This is a genomic window from Acaryochloris marina S15 (assembly GCF_018336915.1).
Taxonomy (GTDB): Bacteria; Cyanobacteriota; Cyanobacteriia; order Thermosynechococcales; family Thermosynechococcaceae; genus Acaryochloris; species Acaryochloris marina_A.
In genome coordinates this window covers 2872145-2893975 of sequence record NZ_CP064923.1, presented here as the reverse complement: position 1 = coordinate 2893975, position 21831 = coordinate 2872145, and the positions used below count along the sequence as shown (strand labels likewise).

General features: G+C 44.9%; 11 protein-coding genes. 1 reads left to right on the top strand and 10 read right to left on the bottom strand.

Features of this window, described 5'->3' with window-relative positions; translation table 11 throughout:
* Positions 1-7 precede the first annotated feature (7 nt).
* The gene (locus tag I1H34_RS13480; RefSeq protein ID WP_212666063.1) at positions 8-1807 is read right to left on the bottom strand and encodes a hypothetical protein; all 1800 of its coding nucleotides are present in this window, start codon (positions 1805-1807) and stop codon (positions 8-10) included.
* A 1007-nt stretch (positions 1808-2814) separates the two neighbouring features.
* Between I1H34_RS13480 and I1H34_RS13475 the strand changes: the two genes are divergently transcribed.
* A complete protein-coding gene (locus I1H34_RS13475; protein ID WP_212666062.1) occupies positions 2815-7536 on the top strand; it encodes a G8 domain-containing protein in 4722 nt (1573 codons plus the stop codon).
* 352 nt (positions 7537-7888) lie between these two features.
* On the opposite strand, the gene I1H34_RS13470 is transcribed toward I1H34_RS13475, so the two are convergent.
* The 9 genes from I1H34_RS13470 to I1H34_RS13430 form a co-directional block, all read right to left on the bottom strand.
* Positions 7889-8659, bottom strand: coding sequence for a hypothetical protein (locus tag I1H34_RS13470; RefSeq protein ID WP_212666061.1), 771 nt, complete (start codon positions 8657-8659; stop codon positions 7889-7891).
* 460 nt (positions 8660-9119) lie between these two features.
* Positions 9120-9929, bottom strand: coding sequence for a c-type heme family protein (locus I1H34_RS13465; protein ID WP_212666060.1), 810 nt, complete (start codon positions 9927-9929; stop codon positions 9120-9122).
* Positions 9930-10673: 744 nt separating this feature from the next.
* Entirely contained in the window at positions 10674-11396 is a 723-nt protein-coding gene (locus tag I1H34_RS13460; protein WP_212666059.1) for a hypothetical protein, read from the bottom strand.
* A gap of 657 nt (positions 11397-12053) precedes the next feature.
* On the bottom strand, positions 12054-13004 hold the full coding sequence (locus tag I1H34_RS13455; RefSeq protein WP_212666058.1) for a hypothetical protein: 951 nt from the start codon (positions 13002-13004) through the stop codon (positions 12054-12056).
* Between the two features lie 234 nt (positions 13005-13238).
* Complete coding sequence (locus tag I1H34_RS13450; protein WP_212666057.1) at positions 13239-13805, bottom strand: hypothetical protein; 567 nt, start codon at positions 13803-13805, stop codon at positions 13239-13241.
* Between the two features lie 75 nt (positions 13806-13880).
* On the bottom strand, positions 13881-16358 hold the full coding sequence (locus tag I1H34_RS13445; RefSeq protein WP_212666056.1) for a COG1470 family protein: 2478 nt from the start codon (positions 16356-16358) through the stop codon (positions 13881-13883).
* Between the two features lie 16 nt (positions 16359-16374).
* Positions 16375-18615, bottom strand: coding sequence for a WD40 repeat domain-containing protein (locus tag I1H34_RS13440; RefSeq protein ID WP_212666055.1), 2241 nt, complete (start codon positions 18613-18615; stop codon positions 16375-16377).
* Between the two features lie 3 nt (positions 18616-18618).
* Positions 18619-20358: a cyclic nucleotide-binding domain-containing protein gene (locus I1H34_RS13435; protein WP_212666054.1), complete on the bottom strand. Its 1740-nt coding sequence runs from the start codon at positions 20356-20358 to the stop codon at positions 18619-18621.
* A gap of 4 nt (positions 20359-20362) precedes the next feature.
* Positions 20363-21739: a hypothetical protein gene (locus I1H34_RS13430; protein ID WP_212666053.1), complete on the bottom strand. Its 1377-nt coding sequence runs from the start codon at positions 21737-21739 to the stop codon at positions 20363-20365.
* Positions 21740-21831 lie beyond the last annotated feature (92 nt).

The window sequence follows — 21831 nt, the reverse complement described above, 5'->3', positions numbered from 1 at the left end:
CAATAAACTATTTATGGGAACGCTTAATAATTCGAACCATGCGAACTGTTAAATCATCCTCATAAGCTTCCAAATAAAAATCTGTATCCATACCACGAGCACTAAGATCAATATCATTAATGATGTAGGTTCGAGTCATCATCTTTCCTGTATTGTTTTTACCTTGAGAACGGCTCTCCTTCTTCCTGCCTACTCTTTTAAACTTCAGTGAAAAGGAACCAAATCCTTTGTCAAAGTAAGTCACTTTAATGGCAACTCGATGGGATGGTCCTGACAGAAATTTATCCTCTACGGCAAAAGCAATCCTATTCATTGAGTTGGCTGTGTCCGTTCTGCGAGCAGTCAAATCATAATCGTATTTCTGATGGCGAAACAACTGTCGCCCTCCAAACCCTCTGGGTTCAACGGCAACTGTGCGAACGTGATTACTGGGGTCATCACGTTGATAAAGCCACCGTTCAAAGTTCTTGAGGGGCATTGAACCGTCTGAACGAATGATCTTAGGATCAACCTCCACCCATTGGCGATGTACCTTCTCAAATAGATAGCTTTCCCTCAGATAGCTCCACGCATCAGGCGCGTCTTCTACTGTCTTGCCCAGCTCTAACGCAACGAATTGTAGCAATGCAGGATCTATAAAACCCTTGATTCCTTCTGCCCAAACAACACTACGACGCATCTGCAGCAACCGCAACATAGACTCATGATACCGATGCGGGAAGGATGAAAAATGACCAAACCTCTGTTGGTAAAAGCGATTGTTTTCGTATTCTTCATTTTCATCACCGGAAGCTACATCACCTCGTATAAGGGGGTGATGTTCATTCACAATCAGATAACCATGGCGGTCAATACCTTGGCCTAAGACTTTCTTATGGCCATGAGTGAGATAGTGCTCTATCCAACCATTACGCTGCCCCATACCCCGATCTAAAGCTGCTTGAATATCTTGATCTCTATAGGATGTCTCCATAATCATATTCTTCTGAGGACCTGCAATCTTAGCCCATGTATCCATCCGCTCAAGGTATTTTTTGCGATTAGGATCTCCTTCTTTGGGGCCTATTCCTTCTTCTCCACGAGTATGTGACTTATTATGCAGGTATATGACTAAAATGGCAGGATTTTCTAGAATTCTAGTAGTTCCAAGTTTATTTAATAGCTCAATATAACGAGAGTGGTAGCGGCTATCGTATATATCATAATTATGAATTTGGAATATAGATGTTGGCTTTTCAGCAATAATCGGAATATCGTAGTTATCCAACCATAAAGGGGCAGACTCCTCTAACTTTTTAAGATTTTTGTCTGACTGTTTGAAATACTGAAACTCACGAACAGATCCTTTAATGTGTAGTTCGACTTTATATTTCCCATTCTTGCTAGCAACATTGATTGCCTTCTCAAGTAGATCAAAGCGGTATACATTCTCAACGGGTTCTAACTGCTTCCAGTGCATATTCACTTTTTTAATAATGTTCCCTTTAAAACCTTGCTGGGTCAGTAGTTGTGAACGATTGATACCATTCACCTTCCGAGAGATATAAATGCCTGATTTTGATGCTGGTTGAACATGAGGAGGTAGTGAAAAATCGGCATTCGATGTTACTGTATCTGACTCAATCCAGGGATGTGCGACAAAAGTCTTGCTAACTTTATATGGGTAACTCCCAGTTTGCTCTCCTTCTTTGGTCCATTTTTTTATTGGGATGACTTCTGTTCTGCTATCACATAAGGTCGTACCCATGAAGGTAGTGATGATCAGCCACAAAAACAAATTAAGCTTTATCGATGTAGGTTTAGTCACTCTAGTGCTCGACCACGCTGAATTGGATAGGTAAGCCAGAAATCATCTAGCTGTTTTTGGGAGCATGTCACCTTTGCATTCTAGTATTTATACTTATCCCAGAAATCCTTGCTAGTCTTGCTTTCAGGTATCAAATTTCTGATTACAAATTTTGTGCATCGGCAAAGGTGACATACTCCCACTGTTTTTAGCCTACCAACCATAGCAGACAGAATTTTTATGCTAATGAAATGAGACTCGTGTTGAGTAGCAATGAGGCCAATCCATTAAATGCAGTTAGAGTATAGCTTTAGGACAATACTTACCGTATCAGGATAGTAGCAATCCTTCAATTATGGATACTCAGACCTGACAGTTTTTGTTTATAAACCTGATCTGAGTAATACACTTTTTCGACGTAGAGTTGCCTCAATACTCTCAAGTGAGATTCGTAAAAGTTCTGATGTTATACGAAAAATGGCATAAGTTATACAAAAAAATATATATATCAAACGCGATATTAGACATCCTATTGCCATAATTTGGTCAGCAGGTGAAAACTCATCTGAGCCCCTATTAAAAATCTATTATGAATAGATAGAAATTTTCATATTTTAGTGAGACAAAGCTTGCTGACGGTTGGTCTTTACATATTTAGGACTTATTGAAATTGTGTCATATTGCCTTGGCGGCAATGTAACTTAGACTTCGGCTATGTATTTATTTTCTAGCAAAAAATAAATACAATCGACTTCTCAATAGTGTGCAGTAGCTCAAATTCTAATAATGAGAGATTTCTTTACATTCTTCCTGCAGTGTGCTTAATCAACATGGGAAGAATTTGTATCCAATCTTTCCGGAAAATTCATTCTTTTGATGTAGATTAATAAAGTTTGGGGGATCAGAGTAAGTCCTATCTGCTATTTGGCCTTAAAGGTTTAGCTTGAATGCTTGAGGTCTTTAGTTCTATAGGACAATCCCAGTTCTTGCTTCTGAATAGAGTACTTTCGATCCCCAACTAACAAGATATGGCTGACAATCAAATCGCATCTTCTTCCCTAGACAATAGTTTTGGAACCACCACAAAAGTTGATACCAACTCTGGATTAATCACCCTTGCAAACGTAACTTCAGGGATGTCCCCTTCAACCTCTGTTGATCAAAGTTCTTCAACTACATCTATCCAACAACAAAATCTTGTTGATGACCCTTCAGTTGTTGGCACTTCAAGCATAGATGGGATGCCACAGATGCTAACGCATTCTTCTTCTGGGCCTTTAGCTCACCCTAATGATTCTGGTAAACAGCACACTCACTCCGCCTTATTGGACCTTGTTTCTCACGCCCAAGCTACCCATATCGCGATTAGAAGTGGATCTTGGTTTGACCCCAATACATGGCAAGGTGGCAGAATTCCACAAGATGGTGCTCACGTTCTAATCCAAGAGGGAACCTCGGTTACGTATAACCAAGAAAGTGATGCCCGTTTGGAAACCATCAGGGTTGATGGAGAATTGAAGTTTGCCCATAACGTAGATACCAAACTGCTGGTTGATACTTTTGTAGTTGCACCCTCAGGAGAACTCTTTATTGGCACACAAAATAATCCTGTGAAAGCTGGGGTTAAAACCCAAATTATCTTCACTGCAGAAGGTGCAATAGATACCAGTTGGGATCCGACACAACTCAGTCGAGGCCTGATCAGCCACGGTAAGGTTCGGATATATGGAGCTGAAAAAAGTGATTTTCTGGCTTTAAATGGAGATGTTTCGGCAGGCGATAATTTTCTCGTTTTTAAAGAGGCTCCTCAAGGATGGCGTGTTGGTGACCAAATTGCTTTAGGGGGGACCAATCACAGATATGGTGGTTCTGATGCTAACAACTCTCGATTCCAGGATGAGGAACTGACCATTACTCGTATTGATGGCAATCGAGTTTACTTTACTAATAACGATATTGCTTCTGGGGATAACACGGTTCTCCGTTATGATCACCATCTTCCCGATATTGCTGAGAAAGGACAGTTACAGCTATATGCTGCGAATCTAACCCGCAACATTAGCTTCACGACAGAAAATGCAAATTCTGTTCCGCTTCAGCAACGTGCCCATGTGATGTTCATGCATAACCCTGATGTGGTGGTGAGCAATGCTGGCTTTTATGATTTAGGACGTTCAGATAAGAGTCAAGTTGTTGATGATCCTGGGACCAATGTTGATGGTTCCTTAGGAAGAGGGACAAACACTCGAGGTCGTTATGGGCTGCACGTTCACCGTACCGGGGCTCATGATTCTCCAGCAGTACTGCAGGGTAATGCTGTAGTAGGGACACCAGGCTGGGGTATTGTGCACCATGATAGTCATGCAGTGCTTAAAGATAACGTTGTTTTCGATGTCGTTGGAGCCGGTATTGTTGCTGAATCAGGCAATGAAACGGGGCTGTGGCAGAATAACCTAACCATCAAAACAACAGGAGTTAATTGGGACAATATTAATCAAACCAAAGACCTGAGAGAAAAGTTATTTGACCTTGGTTTTAGAGGCGAAGGCTTTTGGGTTCAAGGTGCTGCTCAAGTTGCCATGATCGACAATGTAGCAATTAGTGCGAACGATGCAGGCATTACCCTGTTTGGGGATACACTTCACCCTGAAGATGATTTTCGGGATAAAACCACAATTTCAGTTGATTCACTGCCAGCTGATATCCGGGCATTGATTGCTCCCCCTGGTCAAACAGAAGTGGATGTGACCGATATCCCTTTGCGCCAACTAACAGGGTTTCAGAGTTATAACACCAGGGACGGTATCTCTTTATGGGCGCATAAAACTAACTTTGATGGTCAACTACAGCTTGATAGTCCTGATCTGAGAACTGCTCATAATTTGGTCTCCACGATTGATGATTTTCAAGTGTGGGGCGTTCGAGGAACAGGAGTCAAAATTCAATATAGTTCATACACTGATATTAAAAATGGATTGATTGTGGGTGATCCGAGCGATCCTGATGGACGTGGGATTTTTTCAAATCATGCTTCTTTTAATCTCAATTTCGATCGATTGAAAGTTATTGGGTTTGAGGAAGGCCTCAAACTTGAATCTCTCAATCAGGATAAGGACTTTATTAGTTCTTCTATTACCAATAGCCAATTTCGGCATAATATCTACAATCTGTCGGCTATTGGAGGCAATCCGATCAATTTAGGTCGGCTTCCCGATGACTTCCCAGCCTATTTCCAAATCATTAATACAACTTTTGATACCCCGAGTAATAATGCTGCACCCGTCGCTAAATTTAATCACAGTGTGGTAGGTGGATTAGCATTTTCCTTTGATGCAAGGGGTTCCTATGATACTGATCCCTTGAAAGCAGAAGGAGCAACTCTATCTAGAGATTTACCTAGTAATGCTATTGCAGCCTACGGCTGGGACTTTAATAACGATGGCAAAGTTGATAAATTTGGTCGCCAAGTGAGTTACCACTTTGACCAAGCTGGTTCGCAAAATGTGACGCTGACTGTTTGGGATAACCAAGGTGCCTCTAAGTCTCTAACTAAAACAATTAATGTACAGCCTGCGAACTATCGTAATCCCTTTGTTAATGGTTATTTTAGTGATGCTTCGTCCTTTGGTGAACCCTATAAAACAACTAGTGCAGGCGCAGATCTAGGCTGGTTTGCAACCAGCGGAGTTAGACATGACGCCAATATCAGAAGTGGTGCAGCTATTTTATCCAATACATCACACAACAGTGCAGGGATAGCCCAAGTTGTGTATGACGGCAAGATTCGAAAAGGGAAACAAACCCTAGGTCTGAGACTTAAAAATACCGAAGGAGATGGCAAACTCAATAATGATATTGAGATTTCTCTTTGGGGGGTGAATGGCCAGTTTAAAAGCAATATCTGGGAAAAAGCTGACCCTTACCAGGTTGGAACTTTACCGATGCAGCGAGCAAAACTTACTGATGTGACTTTAGGAGGGCAAAATTTCGACTGGAAAGGGTTTCAGTGGAATGTTGATCTCAAAAATGGTTACGATTATTTGCTTGTTCAGGTTAATTCTAGGGGAACAAGCAATGTAGGAGATTTTGTCGGTATCGACAACGTAAAGTTGTTTGGGGATGGTTTTTCAACACCCACTGCATCTTCTATCCCAAATGGTGATAATCGATACTTTATTGAAGGTGCTGCCACCAATGACCGCTTAGTAGGGAGCGACCGCAATCAGGTCATTGAAGGTGAAGATGGCAATGACACTCTGAAAGGAAGTGGGGGTGACGACAAGCTATTTGGTAGCCATGGGGAAGACGAATTAAGAGGAGATGATGGCAATGATGAACTATACGGTGAAAATGGCAATGATTTCCTCGTAGGTGGTTCAGGGAATGACCGTTTGAATGGTGGCAATGGTAATGACTCTCTTGTCGGTTGGGATGGTAACGATAACCTCTATGGTGCCGATGGGGTTGACAAGCTATACGGAGGTAACGGCAACGACACCTTAAATGGTGGTGTTGGGAATGATGAACTTCGTGGTGATAGGAATAATGACAAACTCTATGGTAGTGACGGGAATGATTTGCTATACGGTTCCACTGGCGATGACAGCCTTTACGGTGGCCTAAACAACGACTATCTTTCTGGTGGATCGGGTAAAGATAGACTGGTGGGAGATGAGGGTCAAGATCGCCTTTCTGGCGGAGATGGTGATGATAGTCTTAGTGGCGGAGCAGGTAATGATGAACTTCGTGGTGATGATGGGAATGACTCTCTATATGGAGATATAGGGAATGACTTTCTCGGTGGTGGTGAAGGTAATGACACGTTATCTGGTAGTAAAAATAACGATACATTAGCTGGCTGGCGTGGTGATGACAAACTCTATGGGGGCGATGATCAAGACAAACTGAATGGCGGTGATGGTAATGACACGTTGAATGGAGACCAAGGAGATGATCAACTGTTTGGGAGTAATGGCCTAGATTTACTCAACGGTGGCTTAGGAGATGACACCTTAGATGGAGGACAAGGAGATGATACCCTTGCTGGTCAAGAGGGAAATGACTCCTTGTATGGAGCTTCTGGTCGAGACAAAGTTTATGGTGATGGGGGAAATGACATATTGAGAGGTGGTTTTGGTAACGATAAATTGGGGGGCGGTATCGGCAACGATTATCTCGTAGGTGATCAGGATAACGACACCCTTTGGGGTGGTGATGGAAGCGATACCCTTGATGGCGGTAGTGGAAGCGACTCCTTGGATGGCAATGCGGGAAATGATGTCCTCAAAGGTAATGATGGTAATGACACTCTCTATGGGGCGAATGGCGCGGATACACTTATAGGCGGTCGTGGTAACGATACCCTATATGGTGGGAACTCAAATGACCGACTCCTAGGTGTTGATACCAGTAGCTCACGAGCTGGCCGAGGCGAGATAGATGAGCTCAAAGACTGGGATGGTAGAAATGTTTTTGTTCTGGGTGATGACCGTCAAGTGTTCTATAACGATGGAAACGATGGTACGTCGGGAACGAATGACTATGCTGTCATAAAAGGTTTTGATGCGTCTCGGGGCGACAAAATTCAGTTGCATGGTCAGGCATTTAATTATCATTTGGGTTCTGCACCATCTGGTATGCAGTCGGGCACTGCAATTTACCTGGAAACTGCAGGTACAAATGAGTTAGTGGCGATTGTTGCTTATGCCAACAAACTCAACTTATCTGAAAGCATATTTACTTACGTCTAATCCTCGTTCTAACGGATTCCGGGGGATATTAGGATTGTAAGCGTAAATATCACGTATTAGAAAGCTAATTCTCAAGCAGCTTTTTCTTCAAGCAGAACTAAATCAAGCCACTTATCAAGCCATTCATTACTGATCACATCCGGTTCGCCCATTTTTAGGGTGGGTCATGATTGAAAGCAATCGGCAGTCTAACTTTCAAGACTTATGGGTAAGGCATAGCAGCATAGGTAGATACGAGTAGATACCCTTGAACTCATTATCAACAACTGTCAATCGTCCGTTTCATCTGAAATGTTAGGCATCATCTCGTCAGTCAGCAACACCTATAAAACGGGTGTTCGCCAATTAACGATTAACTATTGACTCTGTATTTTTGTTCTAAATACTCAATTCTTTGAGAGAACTCTAAGAGTTTCTCATTCAGATCAAGAGGTACTTCTGCAGTGGATTGAATTTCTGGAACACTAGTGTCAACAAGACTTTTGGCAAGTAAATAGCACTCGACAAGCTCACTCAAGCTGTGATATCTGTTCTCAAAGTAGTGGCGTTCTCTTGGATACTTTGACAGTGAATTTATCTCAAACACCTGATTCTCACCATAGGGCTGTAACTGCTGAGTGACACGATATAGACTTGAGAACTCTGTATGTAACTGACAAAAACGTTGACCCCAATCATCACTCCGTCTAAGCAGCTGCTGCACTAAGAGTAATCGATCACGAAGCTTAAGATTTTTTTCTTCTCCTCGATAGATCTTTTTGACCGTTATTGCTACGACAAGACTGCTTACAATTGCAGCACCAACAATCGCACTAATCGTTCCTTGCAACACTATACCCAGTGAGAAGATTAATATCCCAGTCCCGATTGCTCCTTGTAACTGAAACTTGCGGATTTTCTGGCGAGGATGAACCAGAAGCAGAGTGCTTTCAGTATTCATTTCAATCAATAAAATAGGATTGAGTCTACCTACTCCTTTTAGGGGAGTCAGTAAAACAATCGGTGCACCAATCCCGACTAGCTTTGCCAGTTCAACCGTTTTGATAGAACCAGTCTGTAGATGAATTCGAGCGTTATAGATAACCCGATGATGATTGCTATACCCTAGCCAAGATGCAACCACGGTCCCTGCAGAGACAAGATAGGTTGAATGGCAATGAGAACATAGCACTGAGCATTTGCGTAACGACTGTTTATCGTCTGGTATGTACAAAAGGCTTTTACAGGTTGGGCAATTAATTTTCATCCTTAGTCCAGATGGATGACGAGTTGCCCCACCAAGGTGAATGAGCTACGAAGCTTCCAGGTTAGGCCATTCAAGGATACTACCGTGTTAATAGGACTGTAAATTATTTTGTGTATACGGTTTAAAGTGGGCTTTATGCTTTACTACAGCCAGAAAGTATGCGCATCTAATTGAGAAAAGGCACCTCTACAAGTTAGAGGTGCCCATCTATTCCATTGCGGAAGCCGTATTTTTTGAGATTTGCTGAGCTATCGTTTCCTACAAAGTTAGCTGAAGCTCAATGTTGACCAAGAATTCAGCCAATATTGCTAGTGAAGTAACCGTCGAGGATAATCAATTAGTCTTTTTTCTTTCTTAATCGATTGGTTGCAGAAACTAGACTCCGGCGCATTAGTTCAACTGCCTTGGCCAACTCTCCAATCTCATCCGTTCGATTAGATCTAATTTCTTGTTCTAGGACGCCACCGCTCACTTCTCGAGCCAGACGAGAGATATGAGTCACAGGCTTGATAATAAAGCGTTGAATCAACTGATCCATCAAGATAAAAATGCCTGAGAACATTGCCGTTAAGACAACAAAGGCAATCAAGCTACGTTGAAAAACTAGAGACTTAACGTCTTGTAGCGGTACTCCCACAACGCTAGCACCAACGACTTGCCCCGAGGTATAACCAAAGCCGGTACCCGCTTTATATAAATCTGTGATTTCTTTTGGGGCGGTCGAAGCTGTGCCATGGCATTTTAAGCAAGAATCTTTACTCACAGAAGGTCTAGATGAAACAAGATAGTTTTTTCCTTCAATTTGACCTTCCCGAATTAAGTCTTTTAAATCTCGATCCTTACGAAAGGTTTCTAAAAGTTCATCTTCTAGAGGCTGTGGTAAGTTATCTGGGTTTAAGGGATTATCTGAAGCTACTTTAATATAGTAGTCAGGCTGCACTTTTAAGAAATGACCTGATACCTTTTTAGTCGCAACTGTTGAAGATACAGCTGGAGGATGAAAAATCTGCTTTTCTAGTAAAGGTGGACGAACATCCTCTGCAATAAAAGTTCTAAGAGACTTAACCATATCAACCATTAAGCCAAGCTCTTTATTCGCAGCAGCATGGACTTCTGTATTTGTCCAAACGCCAATAACAGGAAGCATAATGAAAAGAGTTAGAAGATATAGACTGACCAATATTTGCCTAAATCTCCAGAGTAGGCTCTTCTTTGATGCAACCTCTTCAACTGTATTGACCACCTTGCTTTGCTCCTAAATGTCAAAGTATTGAATAAACAAAGAATGCTTAGCACATCTAAGCAATGCACTGAATGTATAGTGCCCTAACCAAGGAAAATATCATACATCGAAGTAATCTTTTTCTACAAGATTTAGTAAAATAAATGAATTGAAATTTAGTATAAATATTCTACAGAAATCAATTAATAAAACGACACGCAAATAACGACTAAAAAGATTAATATTTAGTCTTTTAGGTTATTGAGATAGAATCTAGATTTTCTATGTTTACAAATTAAACTTTAAGTTTATTTTACCCTAGAGAATATAGGGAGAATACTAAATACTCAAACCATAGTACTGGTTTCTTAGTAAGACCTGAAGCCTCTTAACCCTTATTTGATAAAGACTTTAGGCTTTTACATCTATCTTGACTAAAAGCCATGTAGGGAAAAGGTTTTGAACAGATAGATCCTCTTAGCAGTCCTGTACCCAAACTATACAAACTTAGTAACTACAGATTGGTAGCTACTAAGTTTATGTTTCAAGCTTGTTTGGAAGAGCTATCGCTTGCAACAACTATCTAGGATTATCTTCCTCAAGATTGTGAATCAGTATCTCCAAAGCCGTAGGATGAAATACGGATATTTTAGAAGAAACAAACAATTCTTAATCCTGGATGAGGATGACGCCGACCAGCTGCTCCTTAATGACGCTTATGAACTGCTTCTGATACTCATCTTCATCAAGTTCACCAATTAAGATGTCAATGAATAATGCTAAGTCTCCACGATCTTTCAATAAACTGATTTCAGCAAAAGCATCATCGTAAATCAGTTCAGAAATAGGACCCACAGCTTGTTGTAATGCAGACTTGATTGTGGGAATTGTAAAATCTGGAATTTCAGTAGATTTTGGCTCAACTGGAGTAACTAAGCCAGACTGTGTAGCAGATACAGGAGATAAATCCTGTACGGGAGAAGATGCTTCAGGATAGCTAACCAAAGAATCAGTATTTTCAGGTCTACTGGGTGCCATGGATACTGCTGAATTCAGCCTAATAGGGTCTAGATTAGCCTGATATTCTTGTAGAGTCTTCGGCAGTTTTACACATAACTTTTGTAAGATTTCACTTGTATCTGGTAAAACTCGCTTAGTTTTGGAATGTTCTAGGGAATGCTTTCGCACGGCAAAACTCTCAACTTCCATGCCAAGAACAGCATTCAATGCGTTAGGCCCAGACAGTGAGCCATAGCGAAGATATGAGATTTCCCCTTCTTTCACTGAAACCATCGCAGTATGCTTATCTTTCGTCGAGATAAGATAAGTTATGTCTGTTCTCTCTTTGATGTTCTGTAATAGTTGAAGAACTAATTCTAGGTATTCATCCATGCTATATATGAATGTCGATTAATCCGTTAACAAATTGTGTTCACACTCAGTTGATGCAATGCAAGAATTTTTCAAATATTTACTTTAAGAAAAACTCATAATATCTTGAAAGTCAGTAGTACAACATTGCTATCCTGATAGTCTCCGAACAAGGGGCAATAAATCTTAGTCGGATCAATCAATATTCTCTGGAGTAGGTAGGTACCTCTAATATGCCCATTTTTTTTAGCTATCTACAATATAATCGAGAATCAAATCAACACTTGCCATTGTTGCCATTAATAGATCGAGCCTAATCCTTCAGTCTTCAGATCTAAAGATAAATACCTCATATCCCATTGGTGTATTAATATGTTGGCAATCGACTACCTATATCTTATAGGAAGTAACTGTAGGCTCTAAATAATAGTTATTTCTCTTTTGCACTAGTTTTTCTATCAAGACAATAAAAATCTAATGAATATTTGTTTCAGGCTAAATATAAGCACTAAAACTAAACTCCACCAACCTCAATGAGTTAGGTCAAAGTAAATATTGCCGTGGATCCCAAACGCTCTTGAACAGCTAGGCAACTACCTAGGCTATGTTCAAGCTTTGCCTTCAACTCTATACCGGTTGTGAGACAAGCTAGAACAGGGCCATTCCCAGGGTCTGATATTACCTTTCTTGGGAAGCCTCCAGTAACTCTTCAATTTTTTGAATACTTTTATCTGACATTTTGGCTTGCTTAAAGGCCATGCGTAATGCCTGCCAATTTTGTTGTGTTTGGTTTGCGATCGCAGTTTCTAACTGCCCCAACCAAACAGGTACATTGGGTGCAACTGGTCCATCGGCTTGCCCTAAAGCAAACCCCAAATCGCCCTGCTGATGGTCTTTTGGCAAAGTCAATATCACCTCGACATCGTATTGCTCATCATGCCATTTAGACCACCACTTATCCTTGGACTCACTTTGGCTGGCGAGTAAAACGCCGGGATTGAGGTTATAGGCCGATGTACTAGGACCTATCGGTGCTGCGATGTCTTTGATGATGAATGCTAGAGCAATCGGAACTTCCTCTTGCCAATTCGCCTTATCACAGGTTATGTCAGCCAAGGTGTGGCGATATCCTAGGTCCGATAGTTGCTCGACACTGACTGGGCCACCGAACAGTTTTTGAGTCAGAGCAATCCCTTCTGATGAGTTTTGTGCGGTACCAGAGTCTGCGATCTCAGCAAAAATATCTACCATTGGCTCAATCTTTGGGGATCTGCTCAATACAACTGAAGCTGTTTGGTCGGCTATTTGGCCTTTGAGCAACACAGAACTGTCATCCTTATCTCGAATAACCAACACATCAGTGTATTGGATAGCAGGGATAGGAATTTGTCGTCCATACCAATTCAACTTCCAGCTGGGCTGACTGGCCATATCTTTCGGCAGGGGTTGATAGGTAATCTTGACCCCAGGTTGTTGAGATAGTTCTTTTCTGAGTTTCTGACAATGCTGGGGCCAAATTGCTTGATTGAATGCATGTTCAGATCCTTTACCAGAAACGCTGTTACAACTGGTTAGAGATAATAATCCAATCCCCGTCAATATCTTCAAGAAAGATTGTTTATGGTTCATCTCTAATCTCTAATGGTGGACTTGTTCTAGTTATGGAACAAGGATGCCCATTTAGAAATAAGGTTTTGTAGATTTGACCAATTCTGACTCTAAGGATGAAAAAGACCTTGCCCGCTATAGTGGAAAATTTTTTCTTGTTGCCAAAAAGGAACCCCAGCAGGAGAAAGTTTGGCAATGGTCTCCATTTACTAAATGGCTTTTGTTTATGCACTGCTACTAATGCAAAGCACAACATTATGATTCTTCAGACAGGATTGCCTCTAGATAGGGTGCGATATAGTTTTGGCCCTGTTCAAGATAATAGGGAGTAAAGAGAGGCTCAAACTCTTGTGCTACGACCTGTATTGCAGATTCTAGCCGCGGGCGGCCATAGACCAAGAACTGTGCTGCAGAAGAAGCATAGTATTCTCGTTCCGCGCCCTCAACATGCTTTTTGAAGGCAGCATGATAGAGTTCGCGGACCTCATTCATAAGCTGTTCAATCGGCGGAGAGAAGCGAATAGAGTCTCCACTGGGTAGATCAATCTGCTTAGCCAGAATAAATCCAATTACAGTCCTCATACAGTCACGGGTCTGTTCTACCGATAAGCAATGCGGGTCGTGTCGGCGCAATCCCCATTGAGTGCAACCATTGGTGACTTCAAGCACTCGCAATAGGGCCAGTTTATCCAGCTCTTTGGAGTCGAACTGCTCTAACGTCAGAATATGATGCTCAACTTGCTGCTGGAAACTGGCAAAATCAGCCTCAAAATATTGGCTGAGTTCTTTGATCTGAGACAGTTTCTGCCAGTTGGGCAACATGATGGTATTACCTTTCTTGTTGCTAACAGTTTAGAGGAGCCCCTCATAAAAGACTGGGTTGTAATTATTCGTGAACTAAAACTGGGGAGGTAATTCTGCTGGGGGTGGCGAGTTGCGATCGCGCGGTACGGGCTGAATGCCTCCTGGTGGATCCGGCAACGGTGGATCCGGCAACGGTGGAGCAGGCGTTGCCGCTGAGTTGGGATCTACGCTGGGAGCTGCCGCCGGAATATTAGAACTATTGGCTGCAGAACTTGCAGGGGCCTTGGGGGCTTGAGCCACTGGAGCAGGAGGGGCTACGGTTTCAATCACGACGGATCGATTTTGTTGTTCGCCTTTGGTATTCGTGACTTGCAGAGTGAGAGTTTGGGTGGCAGATGTGGGTCCAAAGGATAAATTCGCCTTGCCCTGGAGGGGAACAGTCCCTGGTGCCGGTAGTAAATTGACTTTAGTATTTTTGCTGCCTTTAACTTTCCAGGACACATTTACCATTAATGGATTTTGATCTTTAAGGACAAATACATATTTGGGTTTCGCAATCTTGCCATTAATTGTGAATTCCTGAATTTGCACTGGCCCTGGCTTAATCTGGATTGGCTCGGTTTTCTGAATAATGGGAGATGGGTCAGCAGGAGGGTTGGTCTGGGTTGGTTTTGGGGTGACCTGGAGTTCGAAGATATAGGTCCCAGAGTCCTGAACCCCGGTTGGTACATTCAGACAAACCAGGGTTTGGGAGTTCAAACGACAATTTTTTTGCAGAGACTTAGGAATACCTTGATTGAAGTCAAATATTTTGGGGGCCGTAACGGGGGCATTATCCGCTCCTCGACCGATTAGCGTCACCTTAGTCCCTTTGCTCTGGGTAATTTGCCAATTCAGATAAATCCCTGATGACTGCTTCGGGGTGATCTGACCAATGGGTTCTGTATAGGTTGTCTGTGTGGGTTCAAATTGTTGAATTTGAGGGGGTGGGAAGGGTTGGACTACGATTGCCTCTGTTTTAGCAGCAATGGGCTGAGGAACGCCTTCAGGTTGAGGTGAGAGAGATAAATCAAATCGATAGGTGCCTGGCTTGCGTGCATCCGTAGGCACCTGCTGACACCGCAGCACCTCGGCGAGGGTACAAAAATGGCTGAGTTCTGGGGGCATTCCCCCTTGGAAATCGTAGACAAAGGGACCACTCATCACAACACCGTCAGGAGAAACCCCTTTAATTTGAAGCTGCTTGAATTTATGAGGATTTTTGATGGTCCAGCTCAGTTCAATGGGACGACCATCCGCCTCTTTGAGGTTGTAAGTCGCTGGGGCAAAGCTGATAATCTCAGCTCTGGCTGGGGGACGGGTCAGTAACCACCATACGATTAAAGCAATCCCCACCAAGGTGCCAAACAGGGTCAAAATCACCAGCAGCAATTGCCACCAAGGTCTGGGTTCCCAAATCAATGCCCCTTGAAAGCGATTATTGACCAGGGGAAGTTGCTGAGTATCCTCCAACTCCAGAGCAAAATTGAGGGGACGACCATAAAAAGGACGTTTCCACCATTGAGTGGGCTGAACTTCTAGGCTGACCTTGGTCGAGGCATGGGGTAATAAATGGACCTGGGTGGGACTAAGGGTATAGTCACAGAGTTCTTCTGCATCTAGATTCTGGACCTGTAGATTCAGGGTTCGTGGGGTATTTCCGGCATTATGGAGCCGCAGCTCAAACCATCCCGACTGATTTTTGACCCGACTAACCAGGGAAATTAGCTCAATATCGACCTGGTAAATGGGCAGGATGTGCAGATAAACCGCTTCCAACAACACCAGTTCGGGGTTATTGATGGAAAACAGACGAATGGTGGGGGTGTAAATACCTGCATCCGTATCGAGGGGTGGCTGAATCAGAACCTGAATCTGGCCCGTATCCCCTGGGTTGAGTTCTAGAGCTTCACTGGCAATCACAACTCCCGTCTGGGGCCCTTCGGGATAAATAATTTTTACCCATTCGGCTGGCAAATCGGGACAGATTAACCGGAATCGATCGACGCGATCGCATCGGTTATCCACGAGCACCGTTAAGGCTAAAGCATCCCCTGCTTGCAACGGCATGGGTGACGCAGCGGTGGTGGCAGGGGCAATCCCTAAGACCGGATTACTAACTTCTGCTGTTTCCCGCACGTAGGACAGCACCTGTAGCCGAGCGGGATAGCGGATGGGGGTTTCTTCGGGATAGTGCTTTGGCGCATCAATGACCAGGGTATAGGGATAGAAGCCCGGTAGGGTTTCGGTTGGCACCTGAATGCGGAAGAAGACCTCACTGCTTTCCCCCGGATTGAGGGCAAGGCTCTCCCGGGAGGAAGTACACCATTGGCTCACGATATCTGTAGAGTCCGTAATATCGATGTTGATGATGGCACTGTGAATGCCATCATTGGTAACGGTGACGCTAAGTTCAAAAATTTCCCCCGCCTGAACCGCTACATCCCCCGAAGGATTGCGGATAATGCCCAAGGGATTACCCACTTTCTGGGCCTGTAAGCCGAGTTGATCAACACGAGTGAGGTCTGTCATGAGCTGAAATCATCCGTTAGGGTTTGCCACAAGCGGGAGTTTGTCGTTTTATTTTGGCCTGAACGTCTTTGACCGTGGTCGGATATAAACGCACTTGGGTATCGTCACTACCGCTCAACACGAGAATCTTGTCGCCAATTACCTTCAAATCCACACTATTAATGCGATCAGAAGATTTGGGATGAAAAATAGATTGGAATAAATTTTCCGGACTGAAAGTATGGGGTTCATAAAGTGGTTTACCGGTGGGAAACTCTGGATCTCGCTGCCCATTGGGGAGTAGCGGCCACAGTATCAATCGACCATCATCCCCGCCGCTCGCTAGGTAGCAACCATCGTCACTTAAGGAGACAGAACGTACCGGCTGATTGTCTGGACCATGGGACCAGACTTGAGGTTGTAGAGTTTTGCAAGAGGTTGCATCTTTTAGACAGGCGGATAGATTCCACAGGGTGATATTGCCTTGGGTATCAGCTGTGGTCAAAAGGTTGGGCGTATCCCGGGCCGTATCGATGCTTTGGATATAGTGATTGGTGCCAGATTGAGGATAAGGGAGCGGTTTTGGGGGCTGTTTTGATTGCCAATTCCACAGGACCAACTGGTTGTGTTGACCTGCGATCGCAAGCCACTGATCCGTATTGCCCAACAGGACCGAGTCATAGATCGCAAAGGGCATTTTCTGTTCTTTGAAGATCTTTTGCTGCTGGACCGTGCGTTGGGTCGACCAGACCACCGTTGTACCGCTGCCATGACTACTGAACAGATAGCGAGAGTCCTGACTAAACTCCACATCCAACACGCGATCGGATTTTTCATAACTAAAGGTTTGCAGGGGTTCCGTATGGTCGGTGTTTAAATCCCACAGTTGAATTTGGCCATTCTCCAAGCCCACAGCCACCAAATCGTTATTGACAGGGCGATAGGTGATCACGCGGATGGCTTTTTGCTGTTGGGTCAGCTGTTTGCCCGGCTGAATAATATTTTCCAAATAGGGAAAAGCCCACCAAGTACTGAGGCCCTCTACATTCCAACGAATGGCCGTCGTATCATTCGAACTGGACACCGCCTGATCGGCGATGCCATTAAAGGCAACAGAAGTGACAGCTCCACGATGACCATAGCGGTCATTGTATTGATTAAAGGGAGAAAGGAACCACAACCAAGTACCTCCCAGCAGAGTCAGTAAAATCACTAACCACAAGGGGATACGGGGTTTAATCTCTAACTGCAGAACTTGAGTTTCATCGCGACTATCAATGCGGTCGACATTTGACCAGACCGCATCGACTTGCAATGAATGCCGCTTGGATAACCCTAGCCAGGGGCGATGGGCATGGGCAACGAGGGAAAGTTTGCCAGAATCTCCAAGCCCCAATTTAGTACTTTCTGGTAGTACCTCAAAGGTACAGTGGGGAGGCGGATCGACCAGCTCTATTTGCACATGCTGATACAGATTGCTGCTGTTTTCAAACAGCAATTCATAGGTCACTGGATGAGATTGCCAAAATTTCAACTGAAACTGTTCGGGAATACAGAGTTCCTCGGGTTGGGCCTGAAAGGCGACAAACCCCAGAGGATCTATTTTTAAACTCCCCTCTATATGCGTGGGCGGCCCGTAGGCATGGCTAGCTTCAATCTGAAACTGATAGCCATGACTAGGGGCTTGCACCGGATCAAGAGGCAATTGACAGCTAAAGGTGGTGGGCACCGTTGCCCCAGGGGCCAAGTTAATCGTTTGCTCATGGCCTGCGGAGAACCAGCTCGAATCAATCCCCTTAATGCTGACAACCGCTTTCGTTTTCAGCTGACTAGGATTATTCACCAACACAGGAATTTGAATTTCCTCTCCTGGATCCGCATCAAAATGTTCGACGGGCAAGTTAAGTCCCAAGGGAACTGATCCCGTTCCTTGCTCCAGGGTTAACTTGAGAGACTCCCGCTCTTCTTCCTCTAGTTCGATGGAGAACACTCGCACCGCCAAGCTCATTAACCCCACGAACCCCGGTACCGGACTATCCGTAATCGCAATTTGGAATTGGGTCGTATCTCCGGGGGGATTTTTAGTACTAATATCGGGGAAAACTTGGTACCACTTGCGCTCCGAAAGGCTATTCGTGCCAGCTGCAGAGACTTCGAGCTGGAAACTCGCGTAGCGATTACTGTGGTTAACCACCTCTACGGCAAAGGCAGAAGGAGGACCACCAGGTGTAAACGCTAGCTGTTTGGGTAAGACTTGAGTGGCAATCTGCTTTTCCATAGATTAGATAGGGGGTAACTGGGATTGCAGGCGGTCTCGAATCCAACTCAAGCCATTAGCGGGCAGTCGATATCTCTGCTCTTGGGGCTGTCGTTGCCATAAAACATTGGCCATGACGTCGACTAAATGGGGATAGCGTTTGAGTAAGCTAAATAAATCCGACGCTTCTAAAAGGAACAGACTAGTTTGAGCAAGGGTTTGACTGTGAATCGGAGGGAGATCCTCAAACAGTAAACTCAGATCCCCCCAACAGTCTCCGGGGGATAAGGTAATGTCCTGGTCTTGGATGTGAATGCCACCGGAGATAACGACATAGACCTTGGCTAGTTCAGGGGTAAAGGATGCCTCCGCTGCCAGATTTTGGCGATAGCCTCGATCCAAGAGCTGCTGGAATTGGATTTCTGACCAATTCTGAAAATAGTCCACCTGCCTGAGGATTTCAGCTAGCTGCGATTGGCGTTGAACAAGGCGGTTGCCCCATTGAGGATATTGGCGCAGCAATCGTTGAAAAGCCTGGTCCTCAATTAGAAATAGCGTCGTCCGTTCCACAGCTTGGATAGTGCTCTGTCGGGTGACCCCAGACAACAAGGCAGTTTCACCAAAGGCATCCCCCGAGACCAACTTGTTGCCTTGCCGTTCAGGGTGATCAACCTGAGACTGAATCACCCCATTCAGAACGATATAGAATATCTGGCCCCACTCTCCTTCACGGAAGATAATTTCTCCCGGCTCGTACTGGCGTTGATAGCCACAGGCGATTAAATCCTGAAGTTGGGGCTCAGTAAAGTCTTGGAGAAAGTCTACGCTTTGCAGACACCGGAGTAAATCAAAGTCTTGGGTTTGTCCGAGTTGCTGCCGGACTTGACGGGCCTTCTCTAATAGTTCGTGGGTATACGTCATCTGAGTTTGACTCAATAACGCCTGGACCGAATTGGGAACAGTGGCGGGGTTGGCAGCCGGAATGGGTGCAGGGCTAGACGGATGGTGGTGGAAGGTGGTGAAAAGATGGTGTAAAGCGCCAGCCAACTGACCGATTTCATCGCCTTGCTGGGCATGATGGTGCAGATGCTGAATCTCTGAACTGGATTCATCCAGGAGACGAGTTGGATTGTGCCTGAGGCGATGGGCCAATTGGGTCATCGGTTGAAGGGGTTTTAAGACTGTCCGCCGGACTAGGTCATTCACCAACAACAGGGTCAGCCCCAAAAACACCACAAAGGTCCCCATCTCCATCCAAAAGTTGGCTTTAGCTAATTTCTTCGCTGGAGCGGCCGGAATAAAAATAGCCTGAACCTGCAGGGAACCCTCCTGCTCCTGACGTCGGGCTAGATAATAGTTTTCCTGATCGGCATGGGTGATATAGCCCGATAGGGTTTCTTGATCGGGTTGATTCTGAAATTGCGTTTTGAGAGTCTCGGCTAGCTGATCGGTATCCTGGATGGCCGAGCCAGACTCGGGCACCAAGACTTTGGAGCACAAGGAGGGTTGAGTCTCACACAATGAAGAGACCACGGGGTAGGCTTCTGAAGCAGAATCTTCCTGTTCTAGCTGATCCACTAATGCCATTAGCAGTTGGCCCCGTGACTCCAGCTCATGATCTGCCTGTTGATGCACGGATTGATGAATGATTACCCCGGCAATCCCCGTCGTGGCCACAAAGACCGTCGATAGAACAAAGCCAAACTTGGTGGTTAGTTTTAACCGCCGCCACTGATGTTGAAACGCACTGGCAAAATAAGGCATGGCACTAAGGGGTAGACGCTGTAGTGGATGTGGCTAGAAGCTGACGATAATTCTGGTGCTGCCAAACATAGTGAAGGAGATTGATGCCAAACTCCTGAGCGGTGCGAATCTGGTCTCGGGCAAAGCCCTCTTTACTCCCCCCTCCCCAAACCACGGACAAATCACCGACTACCATCAGGAGATGTTCGCTGAGGAACAGTTCAATAGGCCGTTGATTCACAGTCGGTAAGGCCCCAAACTGAAAGGGCTGACAGCCAATGGGATGATCTGCTGGCAGGACTTGCAAGGGCTGGCCCATTTGCTCCGCTAAAGCCCGAAAGGGCCGTCCTGTTTCATCAAGCTTGGTATTGAGGGCCGTTTGCACAGCGGTCAATTCCTGGGTAATTTCTTGACGCAAGGGCTGTACATTTTGAGTCGCTGCAGATGCCCCCACAGTCTGTGAACCCTCCATTTGGGCCAGTGCTGCCTGTAATTGAGCTCTGACCGTCAATAGCTCTGCCAACTGGGTTCCCCGAACTGAAATCTCGACCCATAAATATCCCCCTTGCATGAGGAAAGACTGAAGCGATCGCATCTGCACATCGGACAAAGCTTGGACCGTTTGCGTCTGCAGGTACAGGACATCGTAGTCCCCGAGAACGACGGCTGGGTTTTGATCCACCAGTTCAATTGGATCAGGGGCAGACACTGCTAGTAGGTTGGGATACAGAACCTCAATAGATCTGAGGAAAGCTTGAAAATTGACCGCCGACTGCTGGAGTTGAGGAGATGGGGAGCTAAGGCTTACTTGAGCGACTTGGAGCACAGCTTGAGGGCGAGATTTCGGCTGCAGCCGATACCGCAAATCCACCTGGTTGATTTGGGGGAAGAAGGGATCTGTTGGTAACTGCAGCTGGGCATCAGCATCAAGAATGAGCCGACAAATCTCGACTTCTCCAGGTCCGGGGGGATGGGTCTTTTCATCAATCCGAAATACTTCTGTGAGAACAGGGTTATCCTCAGCCTGCTGGAGCTGTTCTGGATCGACGTATTGGAGCACCAAATAGACAGATGTTGGCTGTTCGACCCGAGAGGCAAGCCTGAAGTCGATGGGCTCAGGAACCACGATGCAATTGCCTTGATCATCGATGGCCATGCCCGGCTGAATCTGCAGCCACCGCTGGTCCTGATAGGCTTGGGCAATTTTCTCCGGTGGGGCAATCGGATGAATGCCTAACCCACAGACAATCCCTGGCTGATGGAGGGATTGGTAATACAGACTCTGGCGTTGACGGTGGTAGTCATAGGCCAGCCGCCAACGCTCAGCATTAATCAACAGCCCATCAGTCACCCGCAGACGTTGCAGGGGCTGAACAGGGGGAGTAGGTGGCGAGTAGGTCATGGAGGATCTAGGGTGCGATGGGAATAAATAGGTGTAGATAGGCAGAAATAAATAGGTGTAATGTCAAGACATAAGAATAAATAGGTGTGCAA